Raw genomic sequence first — 13000 nt, 5'->3', positions numbered from 1 at the left:
CGGGGCGAGCCACTTCCTAGGGGCGGTCGAGGCGGAGCCGTACCGCCTTCGGCAGACCGGCGACGACGAGGTCGTAGGAGTCCTCGATCAGCTCCCGGACCATCCGGTCCGGGAGCCCGGCCACGCTCACGGTGTTCCAGTGCCGCTTGTTCATGTGATAGCCGGGAGCGATCGCCGGATACTCCTCGCGGAGCCGTACGGCGTCCTCCGGATCGCACTTGAGGTTGACGGTGAGCGGTTCGGCGTCCAGCCACGACAGCGCGAACATCTTCCCGGCCACCTTGAAGACCGAGACGTCCGCGCCGAACGGGAACTCCTCGGTCGCGTCGTTGAAGTCCAGGCAGAACGCGCGCAGCTGGTCGGGCGTCACGCCTCCGCCTCCTCCTCGCCGGCCTTGGCGAGCGGTTCGACGAGCACGGTCACGATCTTGTTGCGGCGGCCGGCCGGCGACTCGGCGGTCAGCCGCAGCGTGCGGCGGTCGGGCAGCTCCACGACGGCGTTCGCGCCGGCGATCGGCACCCGGCCGAGGGCCTTGGCGAGCAGTCCGCCGACGGTCTCCACGTCCTCGTCGTCGTACTCGTCCTGGCCGAAGCCGTAGAGCTCGCCGAGGTCGCCGATGTCGAGGCGGGCGGTGACCCGGTAGCGGTCCTCGCCGAGCTCCTCGACGGGCGGCAGCTCCCGGTCGTACTCGTCGGTGATCTCGCCGACGATCTCCTCGAGGATGTCCTCGATGGTGACGATGCCGGCCGTGCCGCCGTACTCGTCGATGACGACGGCGACGTGGTTGCGCTCCTGCTGCATCTCGCGCAGCAGATCGCCCGCGTTCTTGGTGTCGGGCACGAACGCCGCCGGGCGCATGGCCGTGGACACCAGGTCCGCCTCCGCGTCCCGGTTGATGTGCGTCTTGCGGACCAGGTCCTTCAGATACACGATGCCGACGATGTCGTCCTCGTTCTCGCCGGTCACCGGGATGCGGGAGAAACCGGAGCGCAGCGCGAGGGTGAGGGCCTGGCGGACGGTCTTGTAGCGCTCGATGCAGACGAGGTCGGTGCGCGGCACCATCACCTCGCGCACCAGGGTGTCGCCGAGCTCGAAGACCGAGTGCACCATGCGGCGCTCGTCGTCCTCGATCAGCGACTCCTGCTCGGCGAGGTCGACCATCGCCCGCAGCTCGGCCTCGGAGGCGAAGGGGCCCTTGCGGAAGCCCTTGCCGGGCGTGACCGCATTGCCGATGAGGATGAGCAGCTGCGGGATCGGGCCCATGATCCGGGCCAGCGGGAGCAGCACGTACGCGGCGGCGGTCGCCGTGTTCAGCGGGTGCTGGCGGCCGATGGTGCGCGGTGAGACGCCGACGGCGACGTACGACACCAGCACCATCACGGCGATCGCGACGAGCAGCGCCTGCCAGGTCTCCGGGAACTCCTCCAGGCAGGCGTACGTGACGAGGGCGCCGGCCGCCATCTCGCAGGCGACGCGGACGAGCAGCGCCACGTTGAGGTAGCGGGTGGGGTCGGAGGCGACCTGCGTCAGCCGCTCCGCGCCGCGCCGCCCCGACCGTACGGCCTCGGCGGCGCGGAAACTGGAGACGCGGGCGATGCCGGCCTCGGCGCAGGCGGCGAGCCAGGCCACGACGACCAGGGCGACCGCGCCCAGGATCAACTGAGCACTCATGGCCGCCCGCTCAGGAGACGGTCGGCGCGGGCGACGGGCCGGTCAGGCCCTTCTCCGCGCGCCAGCCGTCCACGATGGCCGCCTGGAGGCCGAACATCTCGGCCTTCTCGTCCGGCTCCTCGTGGTCGTAACCCAGCAGGTGCAGCACGCCGTGGACGGTGAGGAGCTGGAGCTCCTCGTCCATGGAGTGCCGCGTCGGGGCGTCCTCGCCCTGCTTCTTGGCGACCTCGGGGCAGAGCACGATGTCGCCGAGGAGCCCCTGCGGGGGCTCCTCGTCGTCCTTGGCCGGCGGGCGCAGCTCGTCCATCGGGAAGGACATGACGTCGGTGGGGCCGGGCAGGTCCATCCACTGGATGTGGAGCTGCTCCATCGCCTCCGCGTCCACCACGATCACCGAGAGCTCGGAGAGCGGGTGGATACGCATGCGCGCGAGCGCGTAGCGGGCGATGTCGAGGATCGCCTGCTCGTCGACCTCGGTGCCGGACTCGTTGTTGACGTCGATCGACATGTGCGGTTGCTTCTACTTCCCGTTGCGGCTTTCCTGACGGCCGCCGTTGCGGCTGTCGTACTGCTCGTACGCGTCGACGATACGGCCGACGAGCTTGTGCCGTACGACATCCTGCGACGTGAGCGCGGAGAAGTGCACGTCGGGGACCCCGTCGAGGATGTCCCGCACCTGGCGCAGACCGCTCTTGGTGCCGCCGGGCAGGTCGACCTGGGTGATGTCACCGGTGATGACGATCTTCGAGTCGAAGCCGAGGCGGGTGAGGAACATCTTCATCTGCTCGGGATTCGTGTTCTGCGCCTCGTCGAGGATGATGAACGCGTCGTTGAGCGTCCGGCCGCGCATGTACGCCAGCGGCGCGACCTCGATCGTCCCGTTCGCCATCAGCTTGGGGATGGAGTCGGGGTCGAGCATGTCGTGCAGCGCGTCGTACAGCGGCCGCAGATACGGGTCGATCTTCTCGTAGAGCGTGCCGGGCAGGAAGCCCAGGCGCTCGCCCGCCTCGACGGCCGGCCGGGTCAGGATGATCCGGGTGACCTGCTTGGACTGCAGGGCCTGGACCGCCTTGGCCATGGCCAGATACGTCTTGCCGGTGCCGGCGGGGCCGATGCCGAAGACGATCGTGTGCTTGTCGATGGCGTCGACGTAGCGCTTCTGGTTGAGCGTCTTGGGGCGGATGGTGCGACCGCGGCTGGAGAGGATGTTCTGGGTGAGCACCTCGGAGGGCGTCTCGACCGCCGCTTCTCCGTTCTCCTCACGCAGCATGGCGATCGAACGTTCCACGGCATCCTCCGTCATCGGCTGTCCGGTGCGGAGCACCAGCATCATCTCGTCGAACAGGCGCTGGATCAGGGCGACTTCCCTCGCGTCGCCCACCGCGCTGATCTCGTTTCCCCGGACGTGGATGTCCGTCGCCGGGAACGCCTTCTCTATGACGCGCAGGAGGGAGTCGCCGGAACCCAGCATCATCACCATCGGATGCTTCGCGGGGACGGTGAACTGTGCGCGCGCCTGCCCCGGCGCGGGGGCACGGTCTGTGGGTGTCTGAGTCATGGGCCGGCACTGTGGCCTGCACATACCTCCCGTTGCAGGGTTCTCGCTGCTCGACAACCTCTCGGGTACCAAGCCTACGACTCGGCTCGGACATCCCTGAACGGTTTTTACGGAGTGGGGGCGGCCGGTCACGGCCGGGCGCCGCGCCGGGGCCGCGGGCGGGGCGTCAGGAGGCCGCGGCCCGCCGGAAGCCGATGGTCGGGACCGCTCGGCGCAGCGGCCAGGGCCGGTCCGGGGCGGGCAGCAGCCGCTCCAGGAAGGCGTAGCGGTCGCGCAGGGCCGCCGGGTCCTGGCCCTCGTGGCCCTGCACGTGCTGCCACCAGGCCGCGATCTCGCCCCAGGTCGGCGCGGAGAGCGAGCCGCCGAACTCCTGCACGGACAGGGCGGCGGTCAGCCCGGCGAAGGCGAGCCGGTCGGCGAGCGGCCAGCCGGCCAGGGTGCCGGTGACGAACCCGGCCACGAAGACGTCGCCGGCGCCGGTCGGGTCGAGGGCGGCGACCTGGATGGCGGGCACCTCGGCGGTCTCGCCGGTGGCGCCGTCCACGGCGTAGGCGCCCTCGGCGCCGAGCGTGACGACGGCGTAGCGCACCTTGTCGGCGAGGGCGTGGGCGGCGGCGCGCGGGCAGTCGGTGCGGGTGTAGCGCATCGCCTCGGCGGCGTTGGGCAGGAAGGCCTCGCAGTGCTCCAGGTCGGTCAGTCCCGCCAGGTCCCAGCGGCCGGTGTCGTCCCAGCCGACGTCGGCGAAGACCTTGGCGCCGTCCCGGGCGGCCCGGGACACCCACTCCTCGCTGCGGCCGGGCACGAGGGAGGCGACGGCGGCGCGGGCGCGCGGCGGACAGGCGGGCAGGGTGCCGTCGACGGTCGGGGCGGCGTGGCCGTGGGAGACCATGGTCCGCTCGCCCTCGTAGGCCATGGAGACGGTGACGGGCGAGTGCCAGCCGGGGACGGTCCTGGACAGCGACAGGTCGATGCCCTCACCCTGCTCCAGGGCGTCCCAGCAGTACTCGCCGTAGTGGTCGTCGCCGAAGGCGGCGGCCAGCGAGGTGCGCAGGCCGAGCCGGGCGAGGGCGGTGGCCATGTTCGCGACGCCGCCGGGGCTGGATCCCATGCCGCGGGCCCAGGACTCGGTGCCGCGCACGGGCGCGCTGTCGAGGCCGGTGAAGATGATGTCGAGGAAGACTGTGCCGGTGAGGAAGACGTCGCAACCGGGGTCGGTGGGTTCGCGCAGGCGCACCAGCGGGTCGACGTCGGTGTCGCGTTCGGTCACGGCAGGCTCCCCGGTCGGTGGTGCGTCGTCGGGTGGGTCGGCACGGGTGCTGAGGGTGCCGATCCAGACAGTGTGCCCGAAGAGGACGGGGTGACGGAGGTGGCACGCGATGAGATCGCACCCTCTTACCCGGCTCATCCTGCCCCAAACCGATCGTGACCCACATCACAGACCGAATCGGGGGATACCGCCTTCTCCGCCCACTCGGATGCTTGATACACATGGTGCCGCGATCCCGTGGCCCACCGGGCGCCGTCTCATTTCTCCGTTCAGTTCCTGGAACGCCCATGCCGTCGCGCCACCCGCGTGCCCTGGGAGCGCCCACCGCGCTCGTCGCCCTGTTCACGGCCGGTTACCTCGCCCCGTATCTGCTGCCGACCGTCGTCGGCCGGCTGTCCGCCGGCCTCGGTCTCGGCCCCGCCCAGGCCGGTCTGGTCGGCTCGATCCTGCTGCTCGGCTCGGCCTGCGCGGGCTTCACGCTCGCCGCCCGCGTCGACCGCGTCGGCCCGCGCCGGGCGGCGCGGCTCGGCCTGCTCGCCATGGTGCTCGGCTACGGCACGGCGGCGGCGACGGACTCGGTCGCGCCGGTCGTGCTCGGCGCGGTGGTCGGCGGCTTCGGCTCCGGCACGTCGACGGCGGTCGCCGCGGCCGGCATCGCGGGCCGCCCGGACCCGCAGCGCACCTCCACCCTGGGCCTGCTGTCGGTCTCCGCGGCGGCGGGCGCGCTCTATCTGACGCTGCCGCACCTGGGCGGCGGGCACGCGCTGCCGTTCGCGGCGATCGCGGCCGCGGCGGTGCTGGTGTGGCCGGTGACGGCCTGGCTGCCGGCCGCCGGCCGGTCCGTCCGCGACGCCCCGTCCGTGGCGGGGCCGGCGCCCCACCGCGGATCCGGCGCGGTCCTCGCGGGCGCCGTCCTGCTCTGGTCGATGGCCCAGAACGCGCTGTGGGGCGTGAGCGGCCGCATCGGCCTGACCCAGGCGGGACTGTCCGAGGTGGCCCTCGGCATGGTCTTCGCCGCGGCGCTCGGCGCCGGCCTGGTGGGCGTCACCGCGGCCGGGGCGCTGGGCTCACGGCTCGGCCGCGCGGTGCCCGTCGGCGCGGGCACGGCCCTGATCGCCGGCTGCGTGCTGCTCAGCTCGGCCGCCCGGGGCCCGGCCTCCTTCGCGGCCGGCGAGATCCTGTGGAACGCGCTGTACCCCGTCGTCCTCTCGTACCTCCTCGGCCTCGCCGCCTCCCTCGACCCGCGCGGCCGCTGGGCCGTCCTGGTCGGCTCCGCCTCGTCCCTCGGCGTGGCCTGCGGCCCGGTCACCGGCAGCCTCCTGTCCGAGGCGGCCGGCTATCCCGGCATGGGCGTGGCCCTGTGCGCGCTGCTGCTCCTGACCGCCCTGCCCATGACCGCCGTCGCCCACCACACCTCCGGGCGTCCGCTCGTCCCGGGCTCCGTGCGCCGCCGCGGCGGCGCGCCCACCGCCGTGCTGGCCGGCACGGCGTCCGCGACGCCGCCCCAGGTGCCCCAGATGGGCGCCCCGGAACAGCAGGTCGCCGAGATCGCCGTCGCCGCGCGGCCGGCCCGCGCGACGAGGTCCGCCTTCCGCCTGGCCCGCCCGGACGGCCGCGACTAGCGGGGCTTCGGCTTCGGCTTCGGCGCTTACGTCTGCGTCGGCTGCGTCGGCTGCGTCGGGTCGGGGAAGGTGTACGCCTCGACCTCCGCCAGGTACCGCTCCCGGCGCGGTTCGTCGTCCTCCAGGAACGAGGCCAGGAAGGAGTTCCGGGCGAGGGTGCGCAGGTCCTCCGGCGTGAGGCCGAGCTCCGCGCGGACCGCGTCGAAGTTGTCGCCGACGTAGCCGCCGAAGTACGCCGGGTCGTCGGAGTTGACCGTCGCGACGAGGCCCGCCGCGAGCATCGTGGGCAGCGGGTGCGCCTCGAGGACGTCGACCGCCCGCAGGCGGACGTTGGACAGCGGGCACAGGGTCAGCGGGACCCGGTCGTGAACCAGCCGCTCGACGAGCCCGGGATCCTCCAGGCAGCGCAGCCCGTGGTCGATCCGCTCCACGCCCAGGACGTCGAGCGCCTCGCGCACGTACTCCGCCGGGCCCTCCTCGCCCGCGTGCGCGACCCGCCGCAGACCGAGCCGCGCGGCCTCCTCGTACACCGCGCGGAACTTCGCCGGCGGGTGCCCGACCTCCGCCGAGTCCAGCCCGACGCCCGTGATCCGGTCCAGGTACGGCTTCGCCGCCTCCAGCGTCGCCCACGCCGACTCGGCCGACTCGTCGCGCAGGAAGCACATGATGAGCCGGGTGGAGACGCCGTGGCGCTCCTCGGCGCGGTCGAGGGCCGCGCCGAGGCCCTCCACCACCACGCCCATCGGCACGCCGCGCGCCGCGTGCGCCTGCGGGTCGAAGAAGATCTCGGCGTGCCGCACGCCCTGCTCCGCCGCCCGCGCCAGATAGGCGTCGGCGAGTTCGGTGAAGTCCTCGGCGGTGCGCAGGACCGCCATCAGGCCGTAGTACAGGTCGAGGAAGGACTGCAGGTCGCTGAACCGGTACGCCTCCCGCAGCGCGTCCGTGTCCCCGTAGGGCAGCGTCACGCCGTTGCGCGCGGCGAGCGCGAAGGCCAGCTCGGGTTCGAGGGTGCCTTCGATGTGGAGGTGGAGTTCGGCCTTCGGAAGGGGCATGGTGGTGCGTCTATCTCTTCGGTACGGGGACCCTCATCAGGTCCTGGGCAATGCTCAGCTCCCCCTCGAACCCGGCCGCCCGCGCCTGCCGCTCGAACTCCTCCGGCTCGGAGTAGCGCTGCGAGAAGTGCGTCAGCACCAGGTGCCGCACGCCCGCCTGCCGCGCCACCGATGCCGCCTGACCGGCCGTCAGGTGTCCGTGGTCGGTGGCCAGCCGGACGTCCTCGTCGAGGAAGGTGGACTCGATGACGAGCATGTCCGCGCCCTCCGCGAGCGCGTGCACGCCGTCGCACAGCCGGGTGTCCATCACGAACGCGAACCGCTGCCCGCGCCGCACCTCGCTCACCTGGTCCAGCGTGACGCCGTCCAGCACGCCCTCGCGCTGGATCCGGCCCACGTCGGGGCCCTTGATGCCGAGCGCCGCGAGCCGCTCGGGCAGGATGCGGCGCCCGTCCGGCTCGACGAGGCGGTAGCCGTACGACTCCACGGGATGGGACAGCCGGCAGGCCTCCAGCGTGTACGACTCGGTGACCGCGAGCGGCCCGTCGGCCGAGACCGGCGCCTCGGTGAGCCGCACCGTCTCGCGGTAGGCCGTCGCGTACCGCAGCCGCTCGAAGAAGCGCTGCCCGTCGGCCGGGTAGTGCGCGGTGACCGGGTGCGGGACCTGGTCGAGGTTGATCCGCTGGATCACCCCGGCCAGGCCGAGCGAGTGGTCGCCGTGGAAGTGCGTGACGCAGATCCGGTTCAGGTCGTGCGCCGCGACGCCGGCCCTGAGCATCTGCCGCTGGGTGCCCTCGCCCGGGTCGAAGAGGATGCCCTGCCCGTCCCAGCGCAGCAGATAGCCGTTGTGGTTGCGGTGCCGGGTCGGGACCTGGCTGGCCGTCCCGAGGACGACCAGTTCGCGTACGGACACGGCTTATCCGGGCGGCCAGTTGAGGCCGCGGCCGCCCAGGACGTGCGCGTGGGCGTGGAAGACGGTCTGCCCGGCGCCGGCGCCGGTGTTGAAGACGATCCGGAAGCCGGAGCCGTCGATCTTCTCCTGCTCGGCGACCTCGCCCGCCTCGCGCAGCACGTCGGCGGCGACGGTCGGCGCGGCGGCGGCCAGCGAGGCGGCGTCCGGGTAGTGCACGCGCGGGATGACCAGGACGTGGCTCGGCGCCTGCGGGTTGATGTCGCGGAAGGCGACCGTCGTCTCCGTCTCGCGCACGATCGTCGCCGGGACCTCCCCCTCCGCGATCTTGCAGAACAGGCAGTCGCTCTGCGGCTCTCCGGCCATGGCCCGGGCCTCCTCGCCTCCGTCGGTGATCCGTACACCCGCATGCTATCCGGCCGTCCCCGGGAACGGCCGCGACGACCACCGGGACCCGGCGGACGCACGAACTCACGCGGCGGGCGGGGCCGCCGCGCGAACCGGCGCGGCTGGCCGGGGCGGGCGCGAGGCTCCTCGGGGCCGGGGCGGCCGCGAGGCCCCTGCTAGGACCAGCGGCCGGTGCGGCCGAGGACGAGCGCCGTGGCGGCCGTACCCGCCGTGCTGGTGCGCAGGACGCTGGGCCCGAGGCGGTACGGCTTGGCGCCGGCCTCCTCGAACAGCGCCAACTCCTCCGGCGACACGCCGCCTTCGGGCCCGACGACCAGCACGACCGAGCCCTTGGCCGGCAGCTCGGCGGTGGCCAGCGCCCCGCTCGGGTGGTCGCGGTCCTCGTGCAGGACGGCCGCGAAGTCGGCGTCGGCGAGCAGCGCCGCGACCTGCTTGCCCGTCATCAGGTCCGTCACCTCGGGGAAGCGGGTGCGGCGCGACTGCTTGCCGGCCTCGCGCGCGGTGGCCCGCCACTTGCCGAGCGCCTTCAGACCGCGCTCGCCCTTCCACTGGGTGATGCAGCGGGACGCGGCCCACGGCACGATCGCGTCGACGCCGGTCTCCGTCATGGTCTCGACGGCCAGTTCGCCGCGGTCGCCCTTGGGCAGGGCCTGCACGACGGTGACGCGGGGCTCGGGGGCCGGGTCCTCGTGGACGGCGGTGACCTCGACGGTCAGCTGGTCCTTGCCCTCGGCCGCGGCGACGACGCACTCGGCCCAGCGGCCCTGCCCGTCGGTGAGCACCAGCTCCTCGCCCGCGCGCAGCCGCTTCACGGAGACGGCGTGCCGGCCCTCCGGCCCGTCCAGGAGGAATCCGCCGGCGGCGGGCACGGTGTCGACGAGGAAGACGGGCGCGGTCACGAGGCACTCCTGTGGGCCGGGTCGGAGAGGGCGGTGTCGAGTTCGGCGGCGAGGACCTCCACCAGCCGCCCGGCGGGCAGGTCGCGGGCGAGCCGGTGGCCCTGTCCGGCCCACAGGGCCATGCCCTGCGGGTCGCCCGCGGTCGCGGCGGCCTTGCGCAGCGGCGCGGTGAGGTGGTGGATCTCCGGATAGCCGGCGGGCGCGTACGGCCCGTGCTCGCGCATGAAACGGTTCACCAGACCGCGGGCCGGACGCCCGGAGAACGCCCGGGTGAGCTCGGTGCGGGTGAAGAGCGGATCGATCATGGCCCGCTTGTGCAGCGGGTGCGCGCCCGACTCGGGGCAGACCAGGAACGCGGTGCCCAGCTGCGCGGCGTCGGCGCCCGCGGCCAACACGGCGGCGATCTGCCGGCCGCGCATGATCCCGCCGGTCGCGACGATCGGCAGCCGGACGCTCTCGCGGACCTCGGTGAGCAGCGGGAGCAGCCCGGCGCCGCTGCCGGCGGACGGCCCGTCGGCCGGGTCGTCCCGGTAGGTGCCCTGGTGCCCGCCGGCCTCGATGCCCTGCACGCAGACCGCGCCGGCGCCGGCCCGTTCGGCGGTGCGGGCCTCGTCGACGGAGGTGACGGTGACGATCGTGAAGCTGCCCGCCCGGTGGAAGGCGTCGAGCGCGTCGCGGTCGGGGCAGCCGAAGGTGAAGGAGACGACCGGCACGGGGTCGTCGAGGAGGATCGCCAGCTTGGCGTCGTACGCGTCGTCCCGGCCGCCCTGCTCCGGGTCGCCGAGCGCGGTCTCGTACCAGCCGGCCTCGCCGGCCAGCTGGTGCCGGTAGACCTCGAGGGCGCCGGGGTCGGCGGGCTGGCCGCTCGGCGGCATGAAGAGGTTGACCCCGAAGGGCCGGCCGGTGAGCGCGCGGACCTGCTTGATCTCCTGGTAGAGCCCGCCGGCCGTCTTGTATCCGCCGGCCAGGAAGCCGAGCGCGCCCGCCTCGCACACGGCACCGACGAGCTCGGGGCAGGAGGCCCCGCCGGCCATGGGGGCCTGCACGATCGGATGGCGGGAGAGATCGCTCAGCGGGGTGGACATGCAGGCATCGTGCCATGACGGCGCGACGGCGCCGAATCGACGGCCGGAGCACGCGCGAGGGGCGGCCCGCACCTGGTGCGGGCCGCCCCTCGCGCCGTTTCACGCCCGGCCTGGACGCCGTACGGAACCGGCCTGGGCGCCGTTACGCGCTTGGCCTGGACGCCGTACGGAACCGGCGCCGGCGCCGTACGGAAGCGGCCTCAGCGGCCGTTGAACGCGTCCTTGAGCCGGGAGAAGAGGCCCTGCTGGCCCGGCTGGAACTGCCCCGTGGGCCGCTCCTCGCCGCGCAGCTTGGCGAGCTCGCGCAGCAGCCGCTCCTGCTCCGGGTCGAGCTTCGTCGGGGTCTGGACCTCGACGTGGACGATCAGGTCGCCGCGCCCGTTGCCGCGCAGGTGCGTGACGCCCCGGCCGTGCAGCGGGATCGACTGGCCGGACTGGGTGCCCGGGCGGATGTCGACGTCCTCGAGGCCGTCCAGCGTCTGCAGCTGCACCTTCGTGCCGAGCGCGGCCGCCGTCATCGGGATGGTCACCGTGCAGTGCAGGTCGTCGCCGCGGCGCTGGAAGACCTCGTGCGGGACCTCGTGGATCTCCACGTACAGGTCGCCGGCCGGGCCGCCGCCGGGGCCGACCTCGCCCTCGCCGGCCAGCTGGATGCGCGTGCCGTTGTCGACACCGGCCGGGATCTTGACCGTGAGCGTCCGGCGCGACCGCACCCGGCCGTCGCCCGCGCACTCGGGGCACGGGGTCGGGACCACGGTGCCGAAGCCCTGGCACTGCGGGCAGGGGCGGGAGGTCATGACCTGGCCCAGGAAGGACCGCGTGACCTGGGAGACCTCGCCGCGGCCGCGGCACATGTCACAGGTCTGCGCGGAGGTGCCGGGCGCGGCGCCCTCGCCGGAGCAGGTGGTGCAGACGACGGCCGTGTCGACCTGGATGTCCTTGGTGGTGCCGAAGGCGGCCTCGTCGAGGGTCACCTCCAGGCGGATCATCGCGTCCTGGCCGCGCCGGGTGCGCGAGCGCGGGCCGCGCTGGGACGCCGTACCGAAGAAGGCGTCCATGATGTCCGAGAAGTTCCCGAAGCCGCCCGCGCCGAAGCCGCCCGCGCCACCGCCGCCGCCGGAGGCGGACAGCGGGTCGCCGCCAAGGTCGTAGACCTGCTTCTTCTGCGGGTCCGACAGCACCTCGTAAGCGGCGTTGATCTCCTTGAACCGCTCCTGGGTCTTCGGATCCGGGTTCACGTCCGGGTGAAGCTCGCGGGCGAGTCGGCGGAAGGCCTTCTTGATCTCGTCCTGCGACGCGTCGCGGCGTACGCCGAGTACGGCGTAGTAGTCCGTGGCCACTTACGACTCCGCCAGGATCTGTCCGACGTAACGTGCCACTGCGCGTACCGCTCCCATCGTTCCGGGGTAGTCCATGCGGGTCGGTCCGACCACGCCGAGTTTGGCGACTGCTTCGCCGCCGGAACCGTAGCCGACCGAGACGACGGACGTGGACGTCAGGCCCTCGTGGGCGTTCTCGTGCCCGATCCGTACGGTCATGCCCGATTCCTTGGCCTCGCCGAGCAGCTTGAGGAGCACGACCTGCTCCTCAAGGGCTTCCAGGACGGGCCTGATCGTCAGGGGGAAGTCGTGTCCGAAGCGGGTCAGATTGGCGGTGCCGCCGATCATCAGCCGCTCCTCGTGCTCCTCCACGAGCGTCTCGAGAAGGGTCGCGAGCACCGTCGAGACCGTGCCGCGGTCCTCGGTCTCCTCGAAGGACTCCGGCAGGTCCTGCACCAGCTGCGGCACGTCGGCGAACCGGCGGCCGACGACCCGGCTGTTGAGCCGGGCCCGCAGATCGGCGAGGGAGGTCTCGCCGAACGGCGCCGGGCAGTCGATCACCCGCTGCTCGACCCGGCCGGTGTCGGTGATCAGCACCAGCATCAGCCGGGCGGGCGCCAGCGACAGCAGTTCCACGTGCCGGACCGTCGAGCGGGTCAGCGACGGGTACTGCACGACGGCGACCTGCCGGGTGAGCTGCGCGAGCAGCCGCACGGTGCGGCCGACGACGTCGTCGAGGTCGACGGCTCCGTCGAGGAAGTTGTGGATGGCGCGCCGCTCGGGGGTCGACAGCGGCTTGACGCCGGCCAGCCGGTCGACGAAGAGGCGGTAGCCCTTGTCGGTGGGGATGCGTCCGGCGCTGGTGTGAGGCTGGGCGATGTAGCCCTCCTCCTCCAGGACCGCCATGTCGTTGCGCACGGTGGCGGGCGAGACGCCGAGCTTGTGGCGCTCGGTCAGCGCCTTGGAGCCGACCGGCTCCTCCGTCCCGACATAGTCCTGGACGATGGCGCGGAGCACCTCGAGTCTGCGTTCGCTGAGCATCGCACGCACCTCCAGCTGTCGATCCGGTTCCGGTTGCTCCACTTTTGGCACTCGCCCTGCCCGAGTGCCAGGAAACCCCCGGCCAGTGTAAGGCGGCGGACATCGCTCCTGGCAAGGAGGCGACGTCGACGGCGCCGGAGCGGATAGCGTCGCGGCATGGACATGGAC

13 protein-coding genes are annotated in these 13000 nt (G+C 73.1%); 1 reads left to right on the top strand and 12 read right to left on the bottom strand.

What is annotated here, in order from left to right; all coding sequences use genetic code 11:
* Positions 1–16 precede the first annotated feature (16 nt).
* The 5 genes from ACIGO8_RS26955 to ACIGO8_RS26935 form a co-directional block, all read right to left on the bottom strand.
* The gene (locus ACIGO8_RS26955; RefSeq protein ID WP_399735760.1) at positions 17–370 is read right to left on the bottom strand and encodes an MmcQ/YjbR family DNA-binding protein; all 354 of its coding nucleotides are present in this window, start codon (positions 368–370) and stop codon (positions 17–19) included.
* Positions 367–1671, bottom strand: coding sequence for a hemolysin family protein (locus ACIGO8_RS26950; protein ID WP_399735757.1), 1305 nt, complete (start codon positions 1669–1671; stop codon positions 367–369). Before ACIGO8_RS26950 ends, ACIGO8_RS26955 begins: the two co-directional genes overlap by 4 nt.
* 10 nt (positions 1672–1681) lie before the next feature.
* Positions 1682–2179: an rRNA maturation RNase YbeY gene (gene ybeY / locus ACIGO8_RS26945; RefSeq protein ID WP_399735755.1), complete on the bottom strand. Its 498-nt coding sequence runs from the start codon at positions 2177–2179 to the stop codon at positions 1682–1684.
* A 12-nt stretch (positions 2180–2191) separates the two neighbouring features.
* The gene (locus tag ACIGO8_RS26940) at positions 2192–3229 is read right to left on the bottom strand and encodes a PhoH family protein (protein WP_399735752.1); all 1038 of its coding nucleotides are present in this window, start codon (positions 3227–3229) and stop codon (positions 2192–2194) included.
* Between the two features lie 166 nt (positions 3230–3395).
* On the bottom strand, positions 3396–4634 hold the full coding sequence (locus ACIGO8_RS26935) for a carbohydrate kinase family protein (protein WP_399735750.1): 1239 nt from the start codon (positions 4632–4634) through the stop codon (positions 3396–3398).
* 149 nt (positions 4635–4783) lie between these two features.
* On the opposite strand from ACIGO8_RS26935, the gene ACIGO8_RS26930 reads away from it, so the two are divergent.
* Positions 4784–6118, top strand: a complete 1335-nt coding sequence (locus tag ACIGO8_RS26930) for an MFS transporter (protein WP_399735748.1) — start codon at positions 4784–4786, stop codon at positions 6116–6118.
* Positions 6119–6144: 26 nt separating this feature from the next.
* Here the strand turns inward: ACIGO8_RS26930 and ACIGO8_RS26925 are convergent, their stop codons facing one another.
* The 7 genes from ACIGO8_RS26925 to hrcA all read right to left on the bottom strand — a co-directional run bounded on the left by ACIGO8_RS26925 (position 6145) and on the right by hrcA (position 12832).
* Positions 6145–7170, bottom strand: a complete 1026-nt coding sequence (locus ACIGO8_RS26925; RefSeq protein WP_399735746.1) for an adenosine deaminase — start codon at positions 7168–7170, stop codon at positions 6145–6147.
* Positions 7171–7180: 10 nt separating this feature from the next.
* Positions 7181–8083, bottom strand: a complete 903-nt coding sequence (locus ACIGO8_RS26920; protein WP_399735744.1) for a ribonuclease Z — start codon at positions 8081–8083, stop codon at positions 7181–7183.
* Positions 8084–8086: 3 nt separating this feature from the next.
* Positions 8087–8446 carry a histidine triad nucleotide-binding protein gene (locus tag ACIGO8_RS26915; RefSeq protein WP_399735741.1) on the bottom strand — a complete coding sequence of 120 codons (360 nt, stop codon included), beginning with the start codon at positions 8444–8446 and terminating at the stop codon, positions 8087–8089.
* A 197-nt stretch (positions 8447–8643) separates the two neighbouring features.
* Positions 8644–9387 carry a 16S rRNA (uracil(1498)-N(3))-methyltransferase gene (locus tag ACIGO8_RS26910; protein WP_399735739.1) on the bottom strand — a complete coding sequence of 248 codons (744 nt, stop codon included), beginning with the start codon at positions 9385–9387 and terminating at the stop codon, positions 8644–8646.
* Positions 9384–10472, bottom strand: coding sequence for a nitronate monooxygenase (locus ACIGO8_RS26905; protein WP_399735737.1), 1089 nt, complete (start codon positions 10470–10472; stop codon positions 9384–9386). Before ACIGO8_RS26905 ends, ACIGO8_RS26910 begins: the two co-directional genes overlap by 4 nt.
* Before the next feature lie 200 nt (positions 10473–10672).
* Complete coding sequence (dnaJ, locus tag ACIGO8_RS26900; protein ID WP_399735734.1) at positions 10673–11812, bottom strand: molecular chaperone DnaJ; 1140 nt, start codon at positions 11810–11812, stop codon at positions 10673–10675.
* Entirely contained in the window at positions 11813–12832 is a 1020-nt protein-coding gene (gene hrcA, locus ACIGO8_RS26895; RefSeq protein WP_399735732.1) for a heat-inducible transcriptional repressor HrcA, read from the bottom strand.
* Positions 12833–13000 lie beyond the last annotated feature (168 nt).

This window comes from Streptomyces sp. NPDC053493 (assembly GCF_044544825.1).
In the GTDB taxonomy this organism is placed as follows: Bacteria; Actinomycetota; Actinomycetes; order Streptomycetales; family Streptomycetaceae; genus Streptomyces.
The sequence above is the reverse complement of the archived record's forward strand: the minus strand, read 5'-3'. Positions and strand labels throughout refer to the sequence as shown.

What these genes read in the sequence shown, in the direction of transcription:
- ACIGO8_RS26950 (WP_399735757.1), bottom strand. Translation starts at nt 1,671, where the DNA reads ATGAGTGCTCAGTTGATCCTGGGCGCGGTCGCCCTGGTCGTCGTGGCC.
- ybeY (WP_399735755.1), bottom strand. Translation starts at nt 2,179, where the DNA reads ATGTCGATCGACGTCAACAACGAGTCCGGCACCGAGGTCGACGAGCAG.
- ACIGO8_RS26940 (WP_399735752.1), bottom strand. Translation starts at nt 3,229, where the DNA reads ATGACTCAGACACCCACAGACCGTGCCCCCGCGCCGGGGCAGGCGCGC.
- ACIGO8_RS26935 (WP_399735750.1), bottom strand. Translation starts at nt 4,634, where the DNA reads ATGAGCCGGGTAAGAGGGTGCGATCTCATCGCGTGCCACCTCCGTCAC.
- ACIGO8_RS26930 (WP_399735748.1), top strand. Translation starts at nt 4,784, where the DNA reads ATGCCGTCGCGCCACCCGCGTGCCCTGGGAGCGCCCACCGCGCTCGTC.
- ACIGO8_RS26925 (WP_399735746.1), bottom strand. Translation starts at nt 7,170, where the DNA reads ATGCCCCTTCCGAAGGCCGAACTCCACCTCCACATCGAAGGCACCCTC.
- ACIGO8_RS26915 (WP_399735741.1), bottom strand. Translation starts at nt 8,446, where the DNA reads ATGGCCGGAGAGCCGCAGAGCGACTGCCTGTTCTGCAAGATCGCGGAG.
- ACIGO8_RS26905 (WP_399735737.1), bottom strand. Translation starts at nt 10,472, where the DNA reads ATGTCCACCCCGCTGAGCGATCTCTCCCGCCATCCGATCGTGCAGGCC.
- hrcA (WP_399735732.1), bottom strand. Translation starts at nt 12,832, where the DNA reads ATGCTCAGCGAACGCAGACTCGAGGTGCTCCGCGCCATCGTCCAGGAC.